The sequence below is a fragment of the Serratia sp. K1WW1 genome (assembly GCF_055790865.1).
In genome coordinates this window covers 4,804,482-4,823,799 of the sequence record NZ_CM147697.1, presented here as the reverse complement: position 1 = coordinate 4,823,799, position 19,318 = coordinate 4,804,482, and the positions used below count along the sequence as shown (strand labels likewise).

At 53.3% G+C, this 19,318-nt stretch carries 18 protein-coding genes, 4 tRNA genes and 1 pseudogene; 16 read left to right on the top strand and 7 right to left on the bottom strand.

Features of this window, described 5'->3' with window-relative positions; all coding sequences use genetic code 11:
• The first annotated feature begins 62 nt into the window (after positions 1-62).
• The 10 genes from alaS to luxS all read left to right on the top strand — a co-directional run bounded on the left by alaS (position 63) and on the right by luxS (position 7,656).
• A complete protein-coding gene (gene alaS, locus ACX9GU_RS21925) occupies positions 63-2,690 on the top strand; it encodes an alanine--tRNA ligase (RefSeq protein WP_473192900.1) in 2,628 nt (875 codons plus the stop codon).
• A gap of 254 nt (positions 2,691-2,944) precedes the next feature.
• Positions 2,945-3,130 (top strand): carbon storage regulator CsrA, encoded by a 186-nt coding sequence (csrA, locus tag ACX9GU_RS21920; RefSeq protein ID WP_004091602.1) that lies wholly within the window; start codon positions 2,945-2,947, stop codon positions 3,128-3,130.
• A 332-nt stretch (positions 3,131-3,462) separates the two neighbouring features.
• Positions 3,463-3,555: transfer RNA gene (locus ACX9GU_RS21915), tRNA-Ser, on the top strand.
• 3 nt (positions 3,556-3,558) lie between these two features.
• Positions 3,559-3,635: transfer RNA gene (locus ACX9GU_RS21910), tRNA-Arg, on the top strand.
• Between the two features lie 200 nt (positions 3,636-3,835).
• A tRNA-Arg gene (locus ACX9GU_RS21905) sits at positions 3,836-3,912 on the top strand.
• A gap of 52 nt (positions 3,913-3,964) precedes the next feature.
• Positions 3,965-4,041, top strand: a tRNA-Arg gene (locus ACX9GU_RS21900).
• A 299-nt stretch (positions 4,042-4,340) separates the two neighbouring features.
• Positions 4,341-4,907 carry a fructose-1-phosphate/6-phosphogluconate phosphatase gene (gene yqaB, locus ACX9GU_RS21895; RefSeq protein ID WP_071682369.1) on the top strand — a complete coding sequence of 189 codons (567 nt, stop codon included), beginning with the start codon at positions 4,341-4,343 and terminating at the stop codon, positions 4,905-4,907.
• Complete coding sequence (locus tag ACX9GU_RS21890; protein ID WP_039996317.1) at positions 4,904-5,332, top strand: YqaA family protein; 429 nt, start codon at positions 4,904-4,906, stop codon at positions 5,330-5,332. Before yqaB ends, ACX9GU_RS21890 begins: the two co-directional genes overlap by 4 nt.
• A gap of 81 nt (positions 5,333-5,413) precedes the next feature.
• On the top strand, positions 5,414-6,976 hold the full coding sequence (gshA, locus tag ACX9GU_RS21885; RefSeq protein ID WP_059199887.1) for a glutamate--cysteine ligase: 1,563 nt from the start codon (positions 5,414-5,416) through the stop codon (positions 6,974-6,976).
• 164 nt (positions 6,977-7,140) lie between these two features.
• Positions 7,141-7,656: an S-ribosylhomocysteine lyase gene (luxS, locus tag ACX9GU_RS21880; protein WP_021182180.1), complete on the top strand. Its 516-nt coding sequence runs from the start codon at positions 7,141-7,143 to the stop codon at positions 7,654-7,656.
• Positions 7,657-7,953: 297 nt separating this feature from the next.
• Here the strand turns inward: luxS and ACX9GU_RS21875 are convergent.
• Together ACX9GU_RS21875 and ACX9GU_RS21870 are read right to left on the bottom strand one after the other, a co-directional pair.
• A pseudogene (locus ACX9GU_RS21875) lies at positions 7,954-9,242 on the bottom strand (HlyC/CorC family transporter).
• Positions 9,243-9,306: 64 nt separating this feature from the next.
• Positions 9,307-10,101 (bottom strand): cytochrome C assembly family protein, encoded by a 795-nt coding sequence (locus ACX9GU_RS21870; RefSeq protein WP_024530732.1) that lies wholly within the window; start codon positions 10,099-10,101, stop codon positions 9,307-9,309.
• A gap of 166 nt (positions 10,102-10,267) precedes the next feature.
• On the opposite strand from ACX9GU_RS21870, the gene ffh reads away from it, so the two are divergent.
• From ffh to rplS, 5 genes are all read left to right on the top strand, one after another.
• Positions 10,268-11,629, top strand: coding sequence for a signal recognition particle protein (gene ffh, locus ACX9GU_RS21865; protein ID WP_021182183.1), 1,362 nt, complete (start codon positions 10,268-10,270; stop codon positions 11,627-11,629).
• Between the two features lie 214 nt (positions 11,630-11,843).
• On the top strand, positions 11,844-12,092 hold the full coding sequence (rpsP, locus tag ACX9GU_RS21860; protein WP_004932501.1) for a 30S ribosomal protein S16: 249 nt from the start codon (positions 11,844-11,846) through the stop codon (positions 12,090-12,092).
• A gap of 18 nt (positions 12,093-12,110) precedes the next feature.
• A complete protein-coding gene (gene rimM, locus ACX9GU_RS21855; protein WP_021182184.1) occupies positions 12,111-12,659 on the top strand; it encodes a ribosome maturation factor RimM in 549 nt (182 codons plus the stop codon).
• Positions 12,660-12,711: 52 nt separating this feature from the next.
• Entirely contained in the window at positions 12,712-13,455 is a 744-nt protein-coding gene (gene trmD, locus ACX9GU_RS21850; protein WP_021182185.1) for a tRNA (guanosine(37)-N1)-methyltransferase TrmD, read from the top strand.
• Between the two features lie 77 nt (positions 13,456-13,532).
• Entirely contained in the window at positions 13,533-13,889 is a 357-nt protein-coding gene (rplS, locus tag ACX9GU_RS21845) for a 50S ribosomal protein L19 (protein WP_024485183.1), read from the top strand.
• A 61-nt stretch (positions 13,890-13,950) separates the two neighbouring features.
• On the opposite strand, the gene ACX9GU_RS21840 is transcribed toward rplS, so the two are convergent.
• The 5 genes from ACX9GU_RS21840 to ACX9GU_RS21820 all read right to left on the bottom strand — a co-directional run bounded on the left by ACX9GU_RS21840 (position 13,951) and on the right by ACX9GU_RS21820 (position 17,576).
• Positions 13,951-14,169 (bottom strand): DNA-binding transcriptional regulator, encoded by a 219-nt coding sequence (locus tag ACX9GU_RS21840; protein ID WP_021182189.1) that lies wholly within the window; start codon positions 14,167-14,169, stop codon positions 13,951-13,953.
• A 56-nt stretch (positions 14,170-14,225) separates the two neighbouring features.
• The gene (locus ACX9GU_RS21835) at positions 14,226-14,780 is read right to left on the bottom strand and encodes a lysozyme (RefSeq protein WP_261147927.1); all 555 of its coding nucleotides are present in this window, start codon (positions 14,778-14,780) and stop codon (positions 14,226-14,228) included.
• Complete coding sequence (locus ACX9GU_RS21830) at positions 14,764-14,982, bottom strand: HP1 family phage holin (RefSeq protein WP_021808134.1); 219 nt, start codon at positions 14,980-14,982, stop codon at positions 14,764-14,766. Before ACX9GU_RS21830 ends, ACX9GU_RS21835 begins: the two co-directional genes overlap by 17 nt.
• 279 nt (positions 14,983-15,261) lie before the next feature.
• Positions 15,262-16,026, bottom strand: a complete 765-nt coding sequence (locus ACX9GU_RS21825; RefSeq protein ID WP_473192899.1) for a DUF481 domain-containing protein — start codon at positions 16,024-16,026, stop codon at positions 15,262-15,264.
• 203 nt (positions 16,027-16,229) lie between these two features.
• Complete coding sequence (locus tag ACX9GU_RS21820) at positions 16,230-17,576, bottom strand: anaerobic C4-dicarboxylate transporter (protein WP_021182193.1); 1,347 nt, start codon at positions 17,574-17,576, stop codon at positions 16,230-16,232.
• Positions 17,577-18,240: 664 nt separating this feature from the next.
• Here ACX9GU_RS21820 and ACX9GU_RS21815 point away from each other — a divergent pair.
• Positions 18,241-19,314, top strand: a complete 1,074-nt coding sequence (locus tag ACX9GU_RS21815) for a 3-deoxy-7-phosphoheptulonate synthase (protein ID WP_473192898.1) — start codon at positions 18,241-18,243, stop codon at positions 19,312-19,314.
• The last annotated feature ends 4 nt before the right edge of the window (positions 19,315-19,318 follow it).

The following is a 19,318-nucleotide window of genomic DNA, read 5'->3' as shown; positions in this document are numbered from 1 at the left end:
GGATATCGTCAGGATGTCGAGCCTCTTTCACGCATCGTTATTCTAGTCTTTCCGGGAAAATTATGAGCAAGAGCACCGCTGAGATCCGTCAAGCGTTTCTCGATTTCTTTCATAGTAAAGGCCACCAGGTTGTAGCAAGCAGCTCCCTGGTACCTAACAATGATCCGACATTGCTGTTTACCAATGCCGGCATGAACCAATTTAAAGACGTTTTCCTGGGGCTGGACAAGCGCGCCTACTCGCGTGCCACCACTTCACAGCGTTGCGTGCGTGCCGGTGGCAAGCACAACGATCTGGAAAACGTCGGCTATACCGCCCGTCACCATACTTTCTTTGAAATGTTGGGCAACTTCAGCTTCGGTGACTATTTCAAGCACGATGCCATCAGCTACGCGTGGGAACTACTGACCGGTGAAAACTGGTTCAACCTGCCGAAAGAAAAGCTGTGGGTCACCGTTTATGAGACCGATGACGAAGCCTTCGACATCTGGCAGCAGCAGATTGGCGTGCCTGCGGAACGTATCATCCGCATCGGCGATAACAAAGGCGCGGCCTTTGCTTCCGATAACTTCTGGCAGATGGGTGACACCGGCCCATGCGGCCCGTGCACCGAGATCTTCTTCGATCACGGCGACCATATCTGGGGTGGCCCTCCGGGTAGCCCGGAAGAAGATGGCGACCGCTATATCGAGATCTGGAACATCGTGTTTATGCAGTTCAACCGTCAGTCGGATGGCACCATGCTGCCGCTACCGAAGCCTTCGGTGGATACCGGCATGGGCCTCGAGCGTATAGCGGCGGTGCTGCAACATGTCAATTCCAACTACGAAATCGATCTGTTCACCACCCTGATTGCCGCCGTCGCCAAACTGACTGGCGCAACCGATATGGGTAACAAGTCGCTGCGCGTGATTGCGGACCATATCCGTTCTTGTGCCTTCCTGATCGCCGATGGCGTGATCCCGTCGAATGAAAACCGTGGCTACGTGCTGCGCCGTATCATTCGCCGCGCGATCCGTCATGGCAATATGTTGGGCGCGAAGGATACCTTCTTCTACAAGCTGGTTGCTCCGTTGATCGAAGTGATGGGCCCGGCTGCCGACGAACTGAAGCGCCAGCAGGCCCAGGTTGAGCAGGTACTGAAATCCGAAGAAGAACAGTTTGCCCGTACGCTGGAGCGCGGTTTGGCGCTGCTGGATGACGAACTGGCCAAGCTGCAGGGCGATACCCTGGATGGCGAAACGGCATTCCGTTTGTATGATACCTACGGTTTCCCGGTGGATCTGACCGCCGACGTCTGCCGTGAGCGTGGTCTTAAGGTTGATGAACAAGGTTTTGAGCAGGCCATGGAGGCTCAACGCCGCCGTGCGCGTGAGTCCAGCGGTTTTGGCGCGGACTACAACAGCCTGATCCGTGTTGACGGCGCAAGCCAGTTCAATGGTTACGATCGCGAAGAGCAACAGGCGAAAGTGACAGCTTTGTTCCGTGATGGTCAGCCGGTGGATGAGATCCATGCGGGTGAAGAGGCCGTGGTGGTGCTGGACGAAACGCCATTCTATGGCGAATCGGGTGGCCAGGTCGGCGATAAAGGCGTGCTTAAAGCGGCCGGCATCGAGTTCGTGGTGAGTGATGCGCAGAAATATGGCCAGGCTATCGGTCACCTGGGCAAGCTGGCAAGCGGCTCGCTGAAGCTGAATGACCGCGTTGATGCGGTGATCGACAGCGAACGCCGTAACCGTATCCGCCTGAACCACTCCGCCACTCACCTGTTGCATGCGGCATTGCGCCAGATCCTGGGTGAGCACGTAGCGCAAAAAGGCTCGTTGGTTAACGACAAGTACCTGCGTTTTGACTTCTCGCACTCCGAAGCGATGAAGCCAGAACAAATCCGCGCGGTAGAAGATTTGGTTAACCAGCAGATCCGTCGTAACCTGTCGGTGCAGACCGAAGTGATGGCGCTGGATGATGCCAAAGAGAAGGGCGCGATGGCACTGTTTGGCGAGAAGTATGATGACCACGTGCGTGTGCTGACGATGGGCGATTTCTCTACCGAGCTGTGTGGCGGCACGCATGCCAACCGTACCGGTGACATCGGCCTGTTCCGCATCCAGAGTGAGTCTGGTACCGCAGCCGGTATCCGTCGTATTGAAGCTGTGACGGGTGAAGGGGCGATAGCGACCTTGCATCAACAGAGTGACTTGTTACAGGATGTTGCTCACCTGGTGAAGGGTGACAGCAATAACCTGAGTGATAAGGTGCGTGCGGTGCTCGATCGCACTCGCGCGCTGGAAAAAGAGCTGCAACAGCTGAAAGATCAGCAAGCTGCTCAGGAAAGTGCTTCACTGTCGAGTCAAGCCAAGCTGGTCAATGGGGTGAAGCTGCTGGTCAGCCAGCTGGATAACGTTGAGCCGAAGATCATGCGTACCATGGTTGACGATCTTAAAAATCAACTGGGTTCTGCGATCATCGTGTTGGCCACGGTGGAAGAAGGCAAAGTCAGCCTGATTGCGGGTGTTACCAAAGATCTGACCGACCGGGTTAAGGCCGGCGAGCTGATCGGCAACATCGCACAGCAGGTTGGCGGCAAGGGCGGTGGACGCCCTGATATGGCAATGGCTGGGGGCAGTGATGCCAACGCCTTGCCTGCGGCATTAAACAGCGTAGAGGCCTGGGTGGCCGCGAAACTGTGAATATAAATAAATAGGCGCGTTACTGACGCCGTAAGCCACTGTGGCTTATGGCGTTTTTAGACTGTGCTAACACAATGTAGTGACAATTGCGGGAACAAAGTTTTCCAGGTCGGCTAAACTTATTCTTAATCTGGAGTGACACCAAGTCTGCTTACATTTATTGTGGGTTCTTGACTTACGTTTTCACTGCATATAATGGATAATGGCGGGGAAACTGAGAGACCCGACTCTTTTAATCTTTCAAGGAGCAAAGAATGTTAATTCTGACTCGTCGAGTTGGTGAAACCCTCATGATTGGCGATGAGGTTACGGTCACAGTGCTAGGGGTTAAAGGCAACCAAGTTCGTATTGGTGTGAATGCCCCCAAAGAGGTGTCTGTTCACCGCGAAGAAATCTACCAGCGCATCCAGGCCGAGAAGTCTCAACAGACGACTTACTGATTTCTAAGTAGCGTCTCGTTCTATAACGAGACGCTTCTTGCTTTTCTTGACCCGCTTTCCCCTTCTTTTCACACTTGCTGTTATCTCCCCCCACTTTTTTGCCAATAATCTTTCTCCTGCGATCAGACTCTTATCCGCGGTAGCACGGCATTTTCTTGTTGATAAAGCACTCTTTTTGCCGCGAAATCACTCATGTTGCCTGTGATTTGTGCAAACGCGCGAGAGTTGGGAAAAATTGTTTGACTTATAAACCCACGAAAGTAATATGTGCGCCACGCAGTGCCGATGAGCTTCTCTAAAGCAAGTTAGGCACGATTCGCAAGAAGCGTACTGGTGAGGTGGCCGAGAGGCTGAAGGCGCTCCCCTGCTAAGGGAGTATGCGGTCAAAAGCTGCATCCGGGGTTCGAATCCCCGCCTCACCGCCATTTGCATCCATAGCTCAGCTGGATAGAGTACTCGGCTACGAACCGAGCGGTCGGAGGTTCGAATCCTCCTGGATGCACCATATTACTAAGTGTTTGTCTGAGAGTGTTCAGCTCACAGATGAATGCGAGCTGAAAGGTAGCACAAAGGGGGATAACGTTGCTTTAGCAACGGCCCTGCGGGCGAAGCGGTTACGCTGAGTAATCCTCCTGGATGCACCATATTTTGCAGTATGGTGGGGTAGTAACGACATACCATACGGTATCAAAAAAGAATTCCTGTGCATCCATAGCTCAGCTGGATAGAGTACTCGGCTACGAACCGAGCGGTCGGAGGTTCGAATCCTCCTGGATGCACCATTCTTCAGTGACGTTTCACGGAACGAAACAAATTCGCTAAAAAAATTAGATTGCATCCATAGCTCAGCTGGATAGAGTACTCGGCTACGAACCGAGCGGTCGGAGGTTCGAATCCTCCTGGATGCACCATATTATAATGTGCCTATCGCGAACGCTAACTCGTAGATAGATACAATATGGAAGGTAGCACTAGGGAGGATAACGTTGCACTGCAACGGCCCAACGGGTGAAGCGCTTGCGCTGAATAATCCTCCTGGATGCACCATCTATAGAAAAACCCGCTTCGGCGGGTTTTTCGCTTTCTGATATCCTGCTTCTGTCTTCTTAATCCTTCTATCGACACCGCATTTTCCGTCATGCTCTGGCAGCGACAACCTTTCGGCTTTACGCTAAAGTAGCTTTCTTTGCTCAATGGTCATGGAGTCACGATGTACGATCGCTATCAGGGGCTGATCTTCGACATGGACGGTACCATTCTGGACACCGAGCCAACGCACCTCAAGGCGTGGCACGAGGTGTTGGCACGTTACGGAATGAAGTTTGATGCGGCCGCCATGACAGGGCTGAACGGTTCACCTACCTGGCGCATTGCTCAGGCGGTGATTGCCGCACATCAGGCCGATCTCGATCCTCATCAGCTGGCCGCCGAGAAAACCCGCGCGGTAGAAAGCATGCTATTAGACACGGTGCGCCCCTTACCGCTGATTGAGGTGGTGAAGTCTTATCATGGCCGTCGTCCCATGGCGGTAGGGACGGGCAGTGAGCACCGGATGGCGGAGATGTTGCTGCGTCATTTAGGGCTGTTCGACTGCTTTGATGCCATCGTCGGGGCTGATGATGTTCAACGCCACAAGCCGGAGCCGGAGACTTTCCTGCGCTGTGCGGAGTTGATCGGTGTGCCTCCAGAGCACTGCGTGGTGTTTGAAGATGCCGATTTCGGCATTCAGGCCGCCAGAAGCGCCAATATGGCCGTGGTGGACGTTCGCACGTTGTGAGTAGTACGCTGGCGGTCATGTCGCTGTTTGGCAGCAGCTTCCTTAGTGCGACGCTGTTGCCTGGCAATTCAGAGATCGTGTTGGTTGCGTTGTTGACCAACAGCAGCGCTTCACCAGGTTTACTGGTGCTGGCTGCAACGTTGGGAAATACCCTGGGTGGGTTGACCAACGTCATTATCGGGCGCCTGTTACCGGCGTTGAAACCACAACGCGGGCTGGAAACGGCTCTTGGTTGGTTACAACGCTTTGGCCCGGCTGCGCTGTTGCTCAGTTGGGTGCCGGTTGTGGGCGATTTATTGTGCGTGTTGGCAGGCTGGCTGCGCATGCCATGGGGCTTTGTCACGCTGTTTCTGTGTATCGGAAAAGCGTTGCGTTACATCATCTTGACGATGATCACGCTGCAGGGTATCGCCTGGTGGCATTAACCAAGTGAATATAACTCAATATTCTCTAGGGAGCAGATTCAGTATGCTTACAGCTATCGTTTTTAGAAGCGGGAGGTCAATTTGATCCCGGACGTATCACAGGCGCTTTCTTGGTTGGAAGCCCACCCTCATGCATTAAAAGGGATCCGGCGCGGTATTGAGCGTGAAACACTGCGGGTAACCGCAGACGGCACGCTTGCCAGCACGGGTCATCCAGAACAACTGGGGGCGGCATTAACGCACCATTGGATCACTACGGACTTTGCCGAGGCGCTGTTAGAATTTATTACACCGGTTGATGATGACCTCGATCACTTGCTGACGTTCCTGCGCGATATCCATCGTCACGTGGCGCGCAATCTGGGTGATGAGCGCATGTGGCCGCTGAGCATGCCGTGCTTTATCAACGCCGAGCAGGATATCGAACTGGCGCAATTTGGCACCTCCAACGTTGGCCGGATGAAAACGCTGTACCGGGAAGGGTTGAAGAACCGCTACGGCGCGTTGATGCAAACCATTTCCGGTGTGCACTACAACTTCTCCCTGCCGCTGGAGTTTTGGCAGGCGTGGGCCGGTGTTGAGGATGAAGAGAGTGGTAAAGAGCAGATCTCTGCGGGATATTTCCGCCTGATCCGCAATTACTACCGCTTTGGTTGGGTGATCCCGTATCTGTTCGGGGCATCGCCAGCCATCTGTTCCTCGTTCCTCAAAGGTCGTGAAACCGATTTGCCGTTTGAGCGTAATGAACGGGGCATGTGCTATTTGCCTTATGCCACCTCGCTGCGCCTGAGCGATCTGGGCTATACCAATAAGTCGCAGAGCAATCTGGGCATTACCTTTAACGATCTGCAAACCTATGTGCAAGGTCTGAAACGCGCTATTGCGACGCCTTCAGAAGACTATGCCAAGCTGGGAGTGAAAGAGGGCGATCGCTATCTGCAACTGAACAGCAACGTGTTGCAGATCGAAAACGAACTCTATGCCCCAATCCGGCCAAAACGCGTCACCCACAGCGGTGAGACACCGTCAGATGCGCTGTTACGCGGCGGTATCGAATATATTGAGGTGCGCTCGCTGGACATCAACCCATTCTCGCCAATCGGTGTGGATGCGGTGCAGGCGCGTTTCCTGGATCTGTTCCTGGTGTGGTGCGTATTGGCGGATGCGCCAGAAATGAGCAGCGATGAGTTGCTGTGCACCCGTAAAAACTGGAACAGGGTGATCCTGGAAGGGCGTAAACCAGGCCAGACCATTGGCATCGGCTGTAACGATACCCGTGAACCGTTGGATAAGGTTGGCAAGGCGTTGTTTGACGATCTGAAGCGCGTGGCTGAAGTGTTGGATAGCGAAGCGGGCGATCGACAATATCAGCAGGTGTGTGAACAACTGGTGGCGGCGTTTGACGATCCGGAGCTGACGTTCTCGGCCCGTATCCTCAAGAAAATGAAAGCGCAGGGCACCGGGAACGTTGGCCTGGAACTGGCGGAAAAATATCGCAAAATGCTGATAGAGGAGCCGTTGGAACTGCTGACCGAAGAGCAACTCGCTCAGGAGCAGCAAGCCTCGTGGCAACGCCAGCGCGACATAGAAGCCAGTGATACGCTAAGCTTTGAACAGTTCCTGAAGGAAAACGGCGGGGGCTGAAAAAGAAAAAGGCCACATCACTGTGGCCAAATACACATCTCTGAAAACAGTGATGATGATAACAAATGCGCGTCTTTCATAGATTAAGACCCGCAGGGTTGGAAAAGGTTTCATCGGTACGAAAAAAGTTTCGAAATAAATTCATTTTACCAAGAGGTGATGACATGCCACTGCTGGATAGCTTTACCGTAGATCATACTCGCATGGCGGCTCCGGCTGTCCGCGTTGCTAAAACCATGCAAACTCCTCATGGGGATACCATCACCGTATTCGATCTGCGCTTCTGTCGCCCGAATCTGGAAGTGATGCCAGAGCGTGGGATCCATACCTTGGAACATCTGTTCGCTGGCTTCATGCGCGACCATCTGAACGGTAACGGCGTGGAGATCATCGATATCTCGCCAATGGGCTGCCGTACCGGCTTTTATATGAGCCTGATTGGCGTACCGGAAGAGCAGCGCGTGGCCGATGCCTGGCAAGCCGCGATGGCCGACGTCTTGAAGGTGACTGATCAGCGCAAGATCCCTGAACTCAATGAGTTCCAGTGTGGTACCTACCATATGCACTCGCTGGAAGAAGCGCAGGAAATCGCCAAGCATATTCTCGAGCACGGCGTGGTTGTGAACCATAACGAAGAGTTGGCATTGCCGAAAGATAAGCTGCAAGAACTGCACATCTAGGCCCTCACCCCAACCCTCTCCCATAGGGAGAGGGAGCTGATAGTCCCTGCTCTTTTGGAAGTAAAGAGGTTATCTCAACAAATCACTCGCCCCTTCAACCTTCGGTGTTCATGAACAATCACCATACTTTCAGCCTAACTCGATTACCCTTTCATTCACCGGTGCTTAGGGAGAATCACCATACTTTCAGCAAACTCGATTACCCTTTCATTCACCGGTGCTTAGGGAGAATCACCATACTTTCAGCCTAACTCGATCGGTTCCCTCTCCCTGTGGGAGAGGGTTAGGGTGAGGGGACTAGTGGTTCTGTACGCTGGCCTGTAAGGATTTAATCGGCGTGACGCGCACCTGCTTGATCATATTGTCCTGCACGTCGAGGATATCGATATCATAGTGGCTGATGCGCACCCTGGTCCCGATGCTGGGGATCTCCTCCAGCTCTTCAAGCAGCATGCCGTTGATGGTTCTGGCCTCGGTAGCTGGTAGCGTCCAGTTGAAGGCCTTGTTCAGCTCACGCACGTTGGCACTGCCGTCGATCAATACCGAGCCATCGCTCTGTGGATTCACTTCCTCCGCCAGCGTAGGTGACATTGAGGTGGTGAAGTCGCCGACGATTTCTTCGAGAATATCCTCAACCGTCACCAGCCCCTGGATATCACCATATTCATCGACCACGATGCCGACCTTCTCTTTGTTGCGCTGGAATTTCACCAGTTGCACATTGAGTGGCGTGCCCTCTGGCACGTAGTAGATCTCATCGGCTGCCCGTAGCAGGTTCTCTTTGTTGAATTCTTTTTTCTCGGTCATCAGCCGGTAGGCTTCGCGTACGCGCAGCATGCTGATGGAGTCGTCCAATGAATCGCGGTACAACACGATGCGCCGTGTGGGGAGTGTGTCAGCTGGCGCATGATCGATTTCCAGTCGTCGTTGATATCAATCCCGACGATCTCATTGCGCGGCACCATGATGTCTTCCACCGTCACCTTCTCCAGATCCAGCACAGAAATCAGCATGTCCTGATTACGGCGCGAAATCTTCGACTGGGACTCGTTCACGATGGTGCGCAACTCCTCTTTACTCAACGCGCCGCTGATACGTACGTTGGTGCGGATGCCGAAAATCCGCAGCACCAGGGTGGTAATGCCATTGAGCAGCCACACCAGTGGGAACATGACTTTTTGCAGCGGGGCCAGCAGGAAGCTGCTAGGGAAGGCAATTCGTTCAGGATAGAGGGCGGCAAAGGTTTTGGGTAACACTTCGGCGAACAGCAGTACGACAAAGGTCAGCACCCCGGTGGCGATTGCCACGCCAATATCGCCATACAGGCGCATCCCGACGATGGTTCCCAGCGCAGAGGCCAGGATATTGACCAGGTTGTTGCCAATCAGCACCAGGCCAATCAGGCGGTCAGGCTTTTGCAGCAGCTTCTCTACCCGGCGTGCGGCACGGTTGCCCTGTTTGGACAGGTGGCGCAGACGATAGCGGTTGAGCGTCATCATGCCGGTTTCGGATGCTGAAAAATAAGCGGAGACCGCGACCATAATCACCAAAATGAAAATGAGGGTCTCTGTCGAAACGTGCTCCAACGCGGTATTCCTTATGTTGGGTGAGAAGGGTGCCTAGGCGGGGCGATGGAGCGCCAGGCCAGACTTAGCGCACCATCATCAGCTCCTGGAGCAGGCGGCTCCCGAAGTAGGCCATGGTAAGCAGAAAAGAACCGGCAAAGCTGAACCAGACCACGCGGCGGCCACGCCAGCCTTCGTGATAATGGCCCCACAGCAGCACGATATAGACAAACCACGCCATGATGGACAGCACGGCCTTGTGTACGTTCTCTTTGCTAAACAGGTTGTCCATATACAGCAGGCCGGTACACAGCGTCAGCGTCAGCAGCACCACACCGATCTGGGTGATATGAAACATCTTACGCTCAATACTCATCAGCGGCGGCATATCGGCACTGAAACTGAGTTTTTTATGTTTCAGCAGGTAATCAAGCCAGGCGAGTTGCAGGGCGTACAGCGTGGCGATAATCAGGGTGGAGTAGGAGAACAGCGCCAGGCCGATATGCACCATCAGCTCCGGGCTGGCTTCCAGATGGGTGATAAACTCCCCAGGCAGAAAGCTGGCAAACGCCAGGTTGATCATGGCAAAGCTGTAGACGATCGGCAGCAGGAACCAGCCGCGATCGCGGGAGGCGACGTAGGTCATCACCGAACAGATAATCAGGCCAACGATGGAACCGATGTTCAGCAGGCTGAGATTTTGCCCGGCGCTGACGTCAAAAATGCGCTGCTGGAGGGCAATGGCATGGCAAACCAGCGCCACTACGGCCGAGACCAGTGCCAGCCGACGGTATGCGCTATTCTTCCGCAACAAACTGGGAATGATCAGTCCAAGGCTGAGCAGGTAGGCCATCAAAGCCACAAGAGAGAATACTGGCATAGCGTTATTTAGCATCGGCATGGTTAATTGGAATGCCAGTATAACGTTGAGCGGCCCCTACTCCAACCAATCTCCAACGCTGAGGCAGAGATCGTTGTAGCAACGTGTTATAATCGCCGCAATTGTGTCGCCACTGCGGCCTGACTCTTACGTTGAGCATGAGACGATGTTTGAAAATTTAACCGATCGATTGTCGCGCACCCTGCGCAATATCAGCGGCCGCGGGCGGCTGACCGAAGAGAACATTAAAGAAACCCTGCGTGAAGTGCGTATGGCATTGCTGGAAGCGGACGTTGCGCTGCCGGTAGTGCGTGACTTCATCAACCGTGTAAAAGAGAGCGCGGTTGGGCATGAAGTTAATAAAAGCCTGACGCCGGGCCAGGAATTCGTCAAAATCGTCAAGAGCGAGCTGATTGCCGCGATGGGCGAAGTAAACACCGAGCTGAACCTGGCGGCGCAGCCACCGGCGGTGGTGCTGATGGCCGGCCTGCAAGGTGCGGGTAAAACCACCAGCGTGGCCAAGCTCGGCAAATTCCTGAAAGAAAAGCAGAAGAAAAAAGTCTTGGTGGTTTCTGCCGACGTGTATCGCCCTGCGGCGATCCGGCAGTTGGAAACCCTGGCGGAAGGCGTCGGCATCGACTTCTTCCCGTCAGACGTTAAAGAAAAACCGATCGACATCGTTAACCGTGCGCTGCAACAGGCCAAGCTGAAGTTCTACGACGTACTCATCGTCGATACCGCGGGCCGCTTGCACGTAGATGAAGCGATGATGGACGAAATCAAACAGGTACATGCGGCGATCAAGCCGGTGGAAACCCTGTTTGTGGTCGACGCCATGACCGGCCAGGATGCGGCCAACACCGCCAAGGCCTTTAACGAAGCGCTGCCGTTGACCGGCGTAGTGCTGACCAAGGTCGATGGTGATGCGCGCGGCGGTGCGGCGTTGTCTATTCGCCACATTACCGGCAAGCCGATCAAATTCCTCGGCGTGGGCGAGAAAACCGACGCGCTGGAGCCATTCCATCCAGATCGCGTGGCCTCACGTATTCTCGGCATGGGCGACGTGCTGTCGCTGATCGAAGATATCGAAAGCAAGGTTGACCGCGCACAGGCGGAAAAACTGGCTAGCAAGCTGAAGAAGGGCGACGGTTTCGATCTGACCGACTTCCTCGACCAGCTTAAGCAGATGCGTAATATGGGCGGCATGGCCAGCATGCTGAGCAAACTGCCGGGCGCTGGCCAACTGCCAGACAACGTCAAATCGCAGATGGATGACAAAGTGCTGGTACGCATGGAGGCGATCATTAACTCAATGACGCTGAAAGAGCGTGCCAAGCCGGAAATTATCAAGGGTTCACGCAAACGTCGTATTGCGATGGGCTCCGGCATGCAGGTGCAGGATGTTAATCGGTTGTTAAAACAATTCGACGATATGCAGCGCATGATGAAAAAGATGAAAAAAGGCGGAATGGCGAAGATGATGCGTGGCATGAAAGGTATGATGCCGCCGGGCTTCCCAGGCCGTTAAAACCACGCCGCAGCAAGGCTGTGGCGGGTTTGCCGATTTACCGATCACGGTAAAACCTGTCCGAGAGCGTGATGGTGCAAAAACGAATTACCGGCAATCTACGCTTTAGATTGCTTTTTGCGCCAAAATGAGTAAAATTTTCGGGCTTTTTATATTGCAACCGGGCCCCGTCCCTCAATGGGGCCCGGCTGTTTTATTAACTAAAGAGGATGTTATGGTAACAATTCGTTTGGCACGTGGCGGCGCTAAAAAGCGTCCGTTCTATCAAGTAGTAGTGACCGACAGCCGCAATGCTCGTGATGGTCGTTTCATCGAGCGTGTAGGTTTCTTCAACCCAATCGCATCTGGTCAGGCTGAAGCACTGCGTCTGGACCTGGATCGCATTGAGCACTGGGTTGGTCTGGGTGCTACCGTTTCTGATCGCGTTCACGCGCTGATCAAAGACGCTAAGAAAGCAGCTTAATCTGTCGCGGTGGTGGCAATGAGCAAGCAACTCAAACCGGTAGCACCTAAGCAGCCGATTGTACTCGGTAAGATGGGGTCTACTTACGGCATCCGTGGTTGGCTCAGAGTGTTTTCATCCACCGAGAACGCCGAAAGCATATTTGACTATCAGCCCTGGTTAATCCAGCGCTCTGGTCAGTGGCAGTTTGTCGAGTTGGAAGACTGGAAACGCCACAGTCAGGATCTGATCATCAAGGTCAAAGGCATTGACGATCGGGATGCAGCGAATTTACTGACCAATTGCGAAATTGTCGTAGATTCCGAGCAGTTGCCTCCGCTGGAAGGCGATGATTACTACTGGAAAGACCTTATGGGCTGCCAGGTAGTCACCACTTCCGGATACGAACTGGGTAAAGTCATCGATATGATGGAAACCGGTTCTAACGACGTCATGGTCGTGCGGGCAAACCTGAAAGATGCATTCGGTATGAAGGAGCGGTTGGTCCCGTTTCTTCATGGGCAGGTTATCAAGAAAGTCGATCTCGCCGCCAAGATTATCGAGGCTGAGTGGGATCCTGGTTTTTGACCTCCGGATTTAATGGTCGAAGCAAGTGGAATAACAAAATGGGGATTGGCTGGTGTTCATTGGTATCGTAAGCCTGTTTCCTGAGATGTTTCGCGCAATCACCGATTACGGGGTAACTAGCCGGGCAGTAAAAAATGGCCTGCTGAGCGTGCAGTGTTGGAGTCCGCGTGACTTCACCTACGACCGGCATCGTACCGTGGACGATCGCCCTTACGGCGGCGGCCCGGGAATGCTGATGATGGTGCAACCCTTGCGGGAAGCTATTCATGCAGCAAAAGCAGCGGCAGGCGAGGGAGCAAAGGTGATTTATCTGTCACCTCAGGGGCGCAAGCTGGATCAAACCGGTGTGCGCGAACTGGCGGCTAACCAGAAGATGATTCTGGTGTGTGGCCGTTACGAAGGGATAGACGAGCGCGTGATCCAAACCGAAATTGACGAAGAATGGTCAATCGGCGATTACGTTCTCAGCGGCGGTGAACTACCGGCAATGACCCTGATCGATTCGGTCGCCCGCTTTATACCGGGTGTTCTGGGCCATCAGGCTTCGGCAGAAGAAGATTCTTTCGCTGAGGGATTGCTGGACTGCCCGCACTATACCCGCCCGGAGGTGTTAGAAGGGATGGAGGTTCCGCCAGTTCTGCTGTCGGGCAACCATGCCGAGATACGTCGCTGGCGCTTAAAGCAGTCGCTGGGCCGTACCTGGCTTAGAAGACCTGAACTTCTAGAAAGCCTAGCTCTGACTGACGAGCAAGAGGTGTTGCTGGCCGAGTTCCAACGGGAACATCGAGCTAAGTAACAGGACTATGAAGGGAACGTCTGAGCGTTGTCTCGACGAGACCGATATATCAGTTTACCTAGGGTAAGAGACATATTATGAGCAACATTATTAAGCAAATTGAACAAGAGCAGATGAAGCAAGACGTACCTGCATTCCGTCCGGGTGATTCCGTGGAAGTGAAGGTATGGGTCGTTGAAGGTACCAAAAAACGTCTGCAGGCATTCGAGGGCGTGGTTATCGCTATTCGTAACCGCGGTCTGCACTCTGCATTCACTGTTCGTAAGATTTCCAACGGCGAAGGTGTTGAGCGTGTATTCCAGACTCACTCCCCAGTAATCGACAGCATTACTGTTAAACGTCGTGGTGCCGTTCGTCAAGCCAAACTGTACTACCTGCGTGAACGTACTGGTAAGTCTGCTCGTATCAAAGAGCGTCTGAACCGCGTTAACTAACGCTGCATCCAAAAGTTAATAGTTATAAGGGGATTACCGTCATGGTAATCCCCTTTTTTCATTACATCGCAGCGGCGCGTTGTTTGCTTTCTTGCGGGTGCGGCTGCGCCGGAATGATGTCGCCGGGTGAAACGATGACCCGGGCCACGGATTCATGGGTGGCAAAGGTACAGCTGCAGTTAATGTTACGGCATTGATGATAGCGTTCTTTGGTCGACTCGCTCAGATAGCGGCTGGAGCGAGTGTGTGCCACGCTACCGCACAGTGGACAATGCATCATAGAGACCCCCTCTTGATAAAACGGTGAAAAACTATTCGTCAGCAATGCTCGAAAAGTTACTGAGCGAGCTGTTCTTTCCCTGGGAAACTGGTGGTATTCGGCGTACTGAGCCCTTTTAGGCACAGCTCACGTTCGGCGGCCCGGCGGCGTTCCAGCCCGCGGTTTTTGACGCCATTGACATAAATCCAGCGCGGTAACTGATCGCAAGCCTGCTGCCATTGGCCATGGTTAAGGAAATAAACCAGGGTAGAGCGACAGGCGGCTCCCGTACCAACGTTAAAGGCAAACGCCATGACGGCATCATAAGTGGCCTGGGGCATCTGCTGTGGCAGACAGGCCGCCATGCGGCTCTCTACCCGACGGATATCTTCCAGCAGGTTTTCCGCCGCCTGCACTGGCGTGATGGACTTACCTGGAATAACGCCGGCCGTATGGCCGACACCTTGCGTCCAAACTCCTGCTGCGCATTGATACGGGGTTAACTGGCACCCCTCAAAATCGGCAATCAGGTACAGCCCTTGTTCGGACGTTTTAATTTGATTGGCCTGCGGCAGCAGCATGGCGATCGCAAGAATGGCCAGGGCACTGCAACGCTTAACGATTGAGTTCATCAAAAAGTCTCCGTGCTGCCGCATCGCGTTCGATGCTTTTGAGGATCTCCAGACTCTTGCGTCTGTAGTACCAATTAACCAGGAAGGTGCCGATCCCGACGGCCGCGCCGATCAGAAACGCAACATCCTGCGGCGAAAGCTTGCCAAGCCAGGCGAGAAACAGCGCCGCGGAGTAGGTAATGAATGAAGTTAATCTCTCCATCCTATTAACCCCGCATCTGCTTTCGCAGCGGGTTGTTTTGTAGGATAACGCGACTGTCGGCCACGAGAAGCGGGTCGATACTGGCCTCATTTGCCGGGTTTATCATGGTTTTTACCTTAGTAATAATTACTGTATATACATACAGTATTAATCAAAATGCTAAAGTCGTCAAGCGGGGATAGGACTATTTTTAGCAAAATGGTCAATCTGAGGATGGGCATAAAAAAAGCCCATTAATTATGGGCTTAGAGAAGGACTGCGCGGAGCGGTAAGACGAGATTACAAACCGTACACCAGCGTTACTGACGTCGTGGTATCGGTATTTTTCGGTGCTGAGGCCGGTGGTTTGGTGTTGTAGACCACCGTGTAGGCCAGACGTAGGGCGAAGTCGTTATTGATGGCGACGTTTAACGCGGTTTCGGAGTTAACGGTGGTTTCGTCGTTCGCCAAAGCGGATAGACCTTCGGATAGGCGGGCCGTGTCTGTCAGCCTGTAGGAATAGTTGGCTGCGCCATAGGCCAGGGCGCGGGTGGTGCGGCCACCGCCGTGGTATTCATCATGGCGAACACCTGGGCCGAATTCGACACGCAGGTCCTGGCGTGGATCGCTAAAGATCTGGCGCCCGTAACCCCCGGTCAGCGTAGAACGTGAATCGTAACCGTTGTAACGATCGTTCAACCAGCCAACCTGGCCAAACATATAATTACGAGCTGTCAGATTATAACGGGTACGGCCACCGGCCTGGTATTTCTCCGAGGAGCGTACGTTGGAGGAGGTGGTGTTGTTCGCCGAACCCCACAGGCTGTAAGCCGTATCGCTGTTAAACCAGGTCATGGTGGTGTTGGCCAGCAGGGTCGAGTTCTGTGTGTTGCCCGACTGGGCGTTATAACCAGCCTGAACGTTACCATCGAACGGCTTCTTGGCGGTGGCCGGATCGTCCATCGCGGTGAAGAGGGTATTGTCGGCGAATACGGAAACACTGGTGAAGGCGGTCAAGCAGCTAAAGAACAGCGGAATGGCGCGACAAGCGCGTAAAGAGTGCATTTTGGATCCAGTAGTTAAGTGTGATTATAAGTGATAGCGGTCACATTATATCGATTCGCCGAGGGGACAAAAATAGGCCTGGTTAGCTTATGTTTTTAGTTTAAACAGGGGACTTATGCACTTTTCGTCTAGTGATACCGTTGGCTTTTTGCGGCGGTATTAGCAGCGGCAACGGGGATCGCCCGTTGCCGGCAGAAACGCGATTAAAGGAAGGTCATCACCAGCAGATAACCGGTGATGCAGGAGCACAGCACGCCGATCAGGCCAGGGATAATGAAGCTGTGGTTGATGATAAATTTACCGATGCGAGTGGTGCCAGAGCGGTCAAAACCGATGCAGGCCAGATCGCTTGGGTAGGTAGGCAACACGAAGTAGCCATAAGCCGCCGGGAAGAAGGCCAGCAACATTTTAGGCTCGACGCCTAACTGCAAGGCCATTGGAGCAACGGCGGCCAGAGCAGCGGCCTGGCTGTTAACCAGTTTGGAAACCAGGAACAAGACGATGGCGTAAGTCCAGGGCTGGCTTTTCACCACGTCTTCCAGCACCACCTTTAACTCCCCCATATGTGCCTGGAAGAAGGTATCACTCATCCATGCCACACCGAATACCGAGAAGATGGCGACCATACCCGCTTTGAATACGGCACCGTTGGCGATATCGCTGGGTTTGACTTTACAGCCCATCAGGATCACGGCACCGGCAATCAGCATCATCATCTGGATCACCAGATTCATCGACAGCGGTTTCAGCACGCCCTTGGCATCGGCAAAGGAAGGACGCAGATCGGCAAAGGCACCGAGCATAACCACGATAGCGATAGCGCCGAAGAAGATCAGCGTTGACCAGTAAGCCTGCTTGGGAAATGTTTGATTGAGCAGGGTTTCGGTGCCGCCATAAATATAGGCGCGCTGCTCCGGATCCTGGATCCTGGCCTGGAAATCTGCATCCTTATCCAGATCTTTGCCGCGGCGCAGGCTCCACAATGCAGCCATCAATACGCCGACCAGCGAAGCCGGAATCGAAACGGCCAGGATCTCCAGCAGCGAGTAGGCTTTGCCGATCCCATGACCGGCAGCGATGATCGAAACCAGTGATACCACGGCCACGGAAACCGGGGATGCGGTGATAGCCATCTGTGAGGCGACAGAGGCGACGGCCATAGGGCGTTCTGGGCGGATCCCTTTTTTGATGGCGATATCAGAAATGATCGGGAACATGGTGTAGACCACGTGGCCGGTACCGCACAGGAAGGTCAGCGTCCAGGTGGTAAAAGGAGCGAGTAAGGTGATGTGTTGTGGGTGGCGGCGCAGTAGCCGCTCGGCATATTGCATCATGACATTCAGACCGCCAGCGGTTTGTAACACCGAGGCACAGCCGATCACCGCCAAAATGGTGAGCATGACATCTACTGGAGGTTTGCCTGGTTCCAAACCGAATATAAAGCACAGCAGAAATAAGCCAATACCACTTATTAAGCCTAACCCCATACCGCCAAATCGGGTGCCGACTAATAGGCAGATAATAATAATTGCGAATTGCAATGTGATCATGAGAGTCCCTTGTCAGAAAGAAATAACTGCTAACGCCCATCGCTCCTCAATGCAGGCAGTACGGGCTCTGTCTTCGCAGAGTAACCCTAAAGAGGTGTGAGCGATTTATGCCATAGTTATTTATTTGGCGAGGGATAACTGTGAGATCCCGCAATATTTATTCAATAGAGTGACTATTATTTCTGATATAGATTCAAATGAATAAAGAATGAAAATCAATTGCCAGTTAAATGTGTGACAATTGTTTTATAGTTGTTTAATTTAGCGATGGATGCGGCCGGCTTGCCAAGGAGCTTGTTGGCTATGCGGGCGTGGCATGCAGTGCCACTACACGCCGAAGAGGTGTTTTTTTGATCGCACCAGGACCAATGAGTAATCTATTTTTGTGTTCATTTTTGTTTACGGATTGTGTTTTTTAGGGAGGCTGATGTTGGTTGGGCTTCGCTGTGTTTTACTGGTGTATTTGTTTTTTATTTAAATAAAACAGTTTGTTAGTGTGTATTTTGTTTTCTGTGGTTGATGATTTCCTTCGCTGTTTATGGTGGTAATTTTTTATTTACAGCAAATGGATTGAAAACTTTACAAGGAGTGGTTAAGGTAGCACCTGTAACGCTCAATGTTTTCACTACGCACACGCATAACGGCAAACGACAGGAATAGGATCATGCAAAAAGACGCGCTCAACAACGTACATATCAGTGCAGAACAGGTTCTGATCACCCCGGAAGAGCTGAAGAACCAGTTCCCACTCAGTGCCAACGATGAAACGGAAATCGCTACGGCCCGCCAAACCATTGCCAATATCCTTAAAGGGCAAGATCACCGTCTGCTGGTGGTCTGTGGGCCATGTTCGATCCACGATCCCGATGCCGCGCTGGATTACGCGCGCCGTCTGAAAACCCTGTCGGCTGAATTGAGCGATCAGCTGTATATCGTTATGCGCGTCTATTTTGAAAAACCAAGAACCACCGTCGGCTGGAAAGGCCTGATCAACGATCCGTATATGGATGGATCCTTTGATGTAGAAGCGGGTTTGCACATTGCGCGTCGCCTGCTGCTGGATCTGGTCGGTATGGGCCTGCCGTTGGCGACCGAAGCGTTGGATCCGAACAGCCCGCAATACCTGGGCGATCTGTTCAGCTGGTCGGCGATCGGTGCGCGTACTACAGAATCTCAGACGCACCGTGAAATGGCTTCCGGCCTCTCAATGCCAGTGGGCTTCAAAAACGGTACGGACGGTAGCCTGGGCACGGCCATCAACGCGATGCGCGCTGCCTCCATGGCGCACCGTTTTGTCGGTATCAATCAGGCTGGCCAGGTTTGTCTGTTGCAAACCCAGGGTAACCCAGACGGCCATGTGATCCTGCGCGGTGGTAAATCGCCTAACTACAGCGCTGAGCACGTTGCCGCCTGCGAAAAACAGATGCAGGATGCGGGACTCCACCCGTCCTTGATGATAGATTGCAGCCATGGCAACTCAAATAAAGACTATCGCCGTCAGCCAGCGGTTGCCGAATCCGTCGTTGAGCAGATCAGAGCGGGTAACCGTTCGATTACCGGCATCATGCTGGAAAGCAATCTGCACGAGGGCAGTCAGTCTTCTGAACAGCCGCGTGTGGATATGCGCTACGGCGTATCGGTGACCGATGCCTGCATCAACTGGGAAAGCACGGAGACGCTGCTGCGCCAAATGCATCAGGATCTCGGCGCTGCGCTGATGGCACGCACTGGAGAGTAGTGAG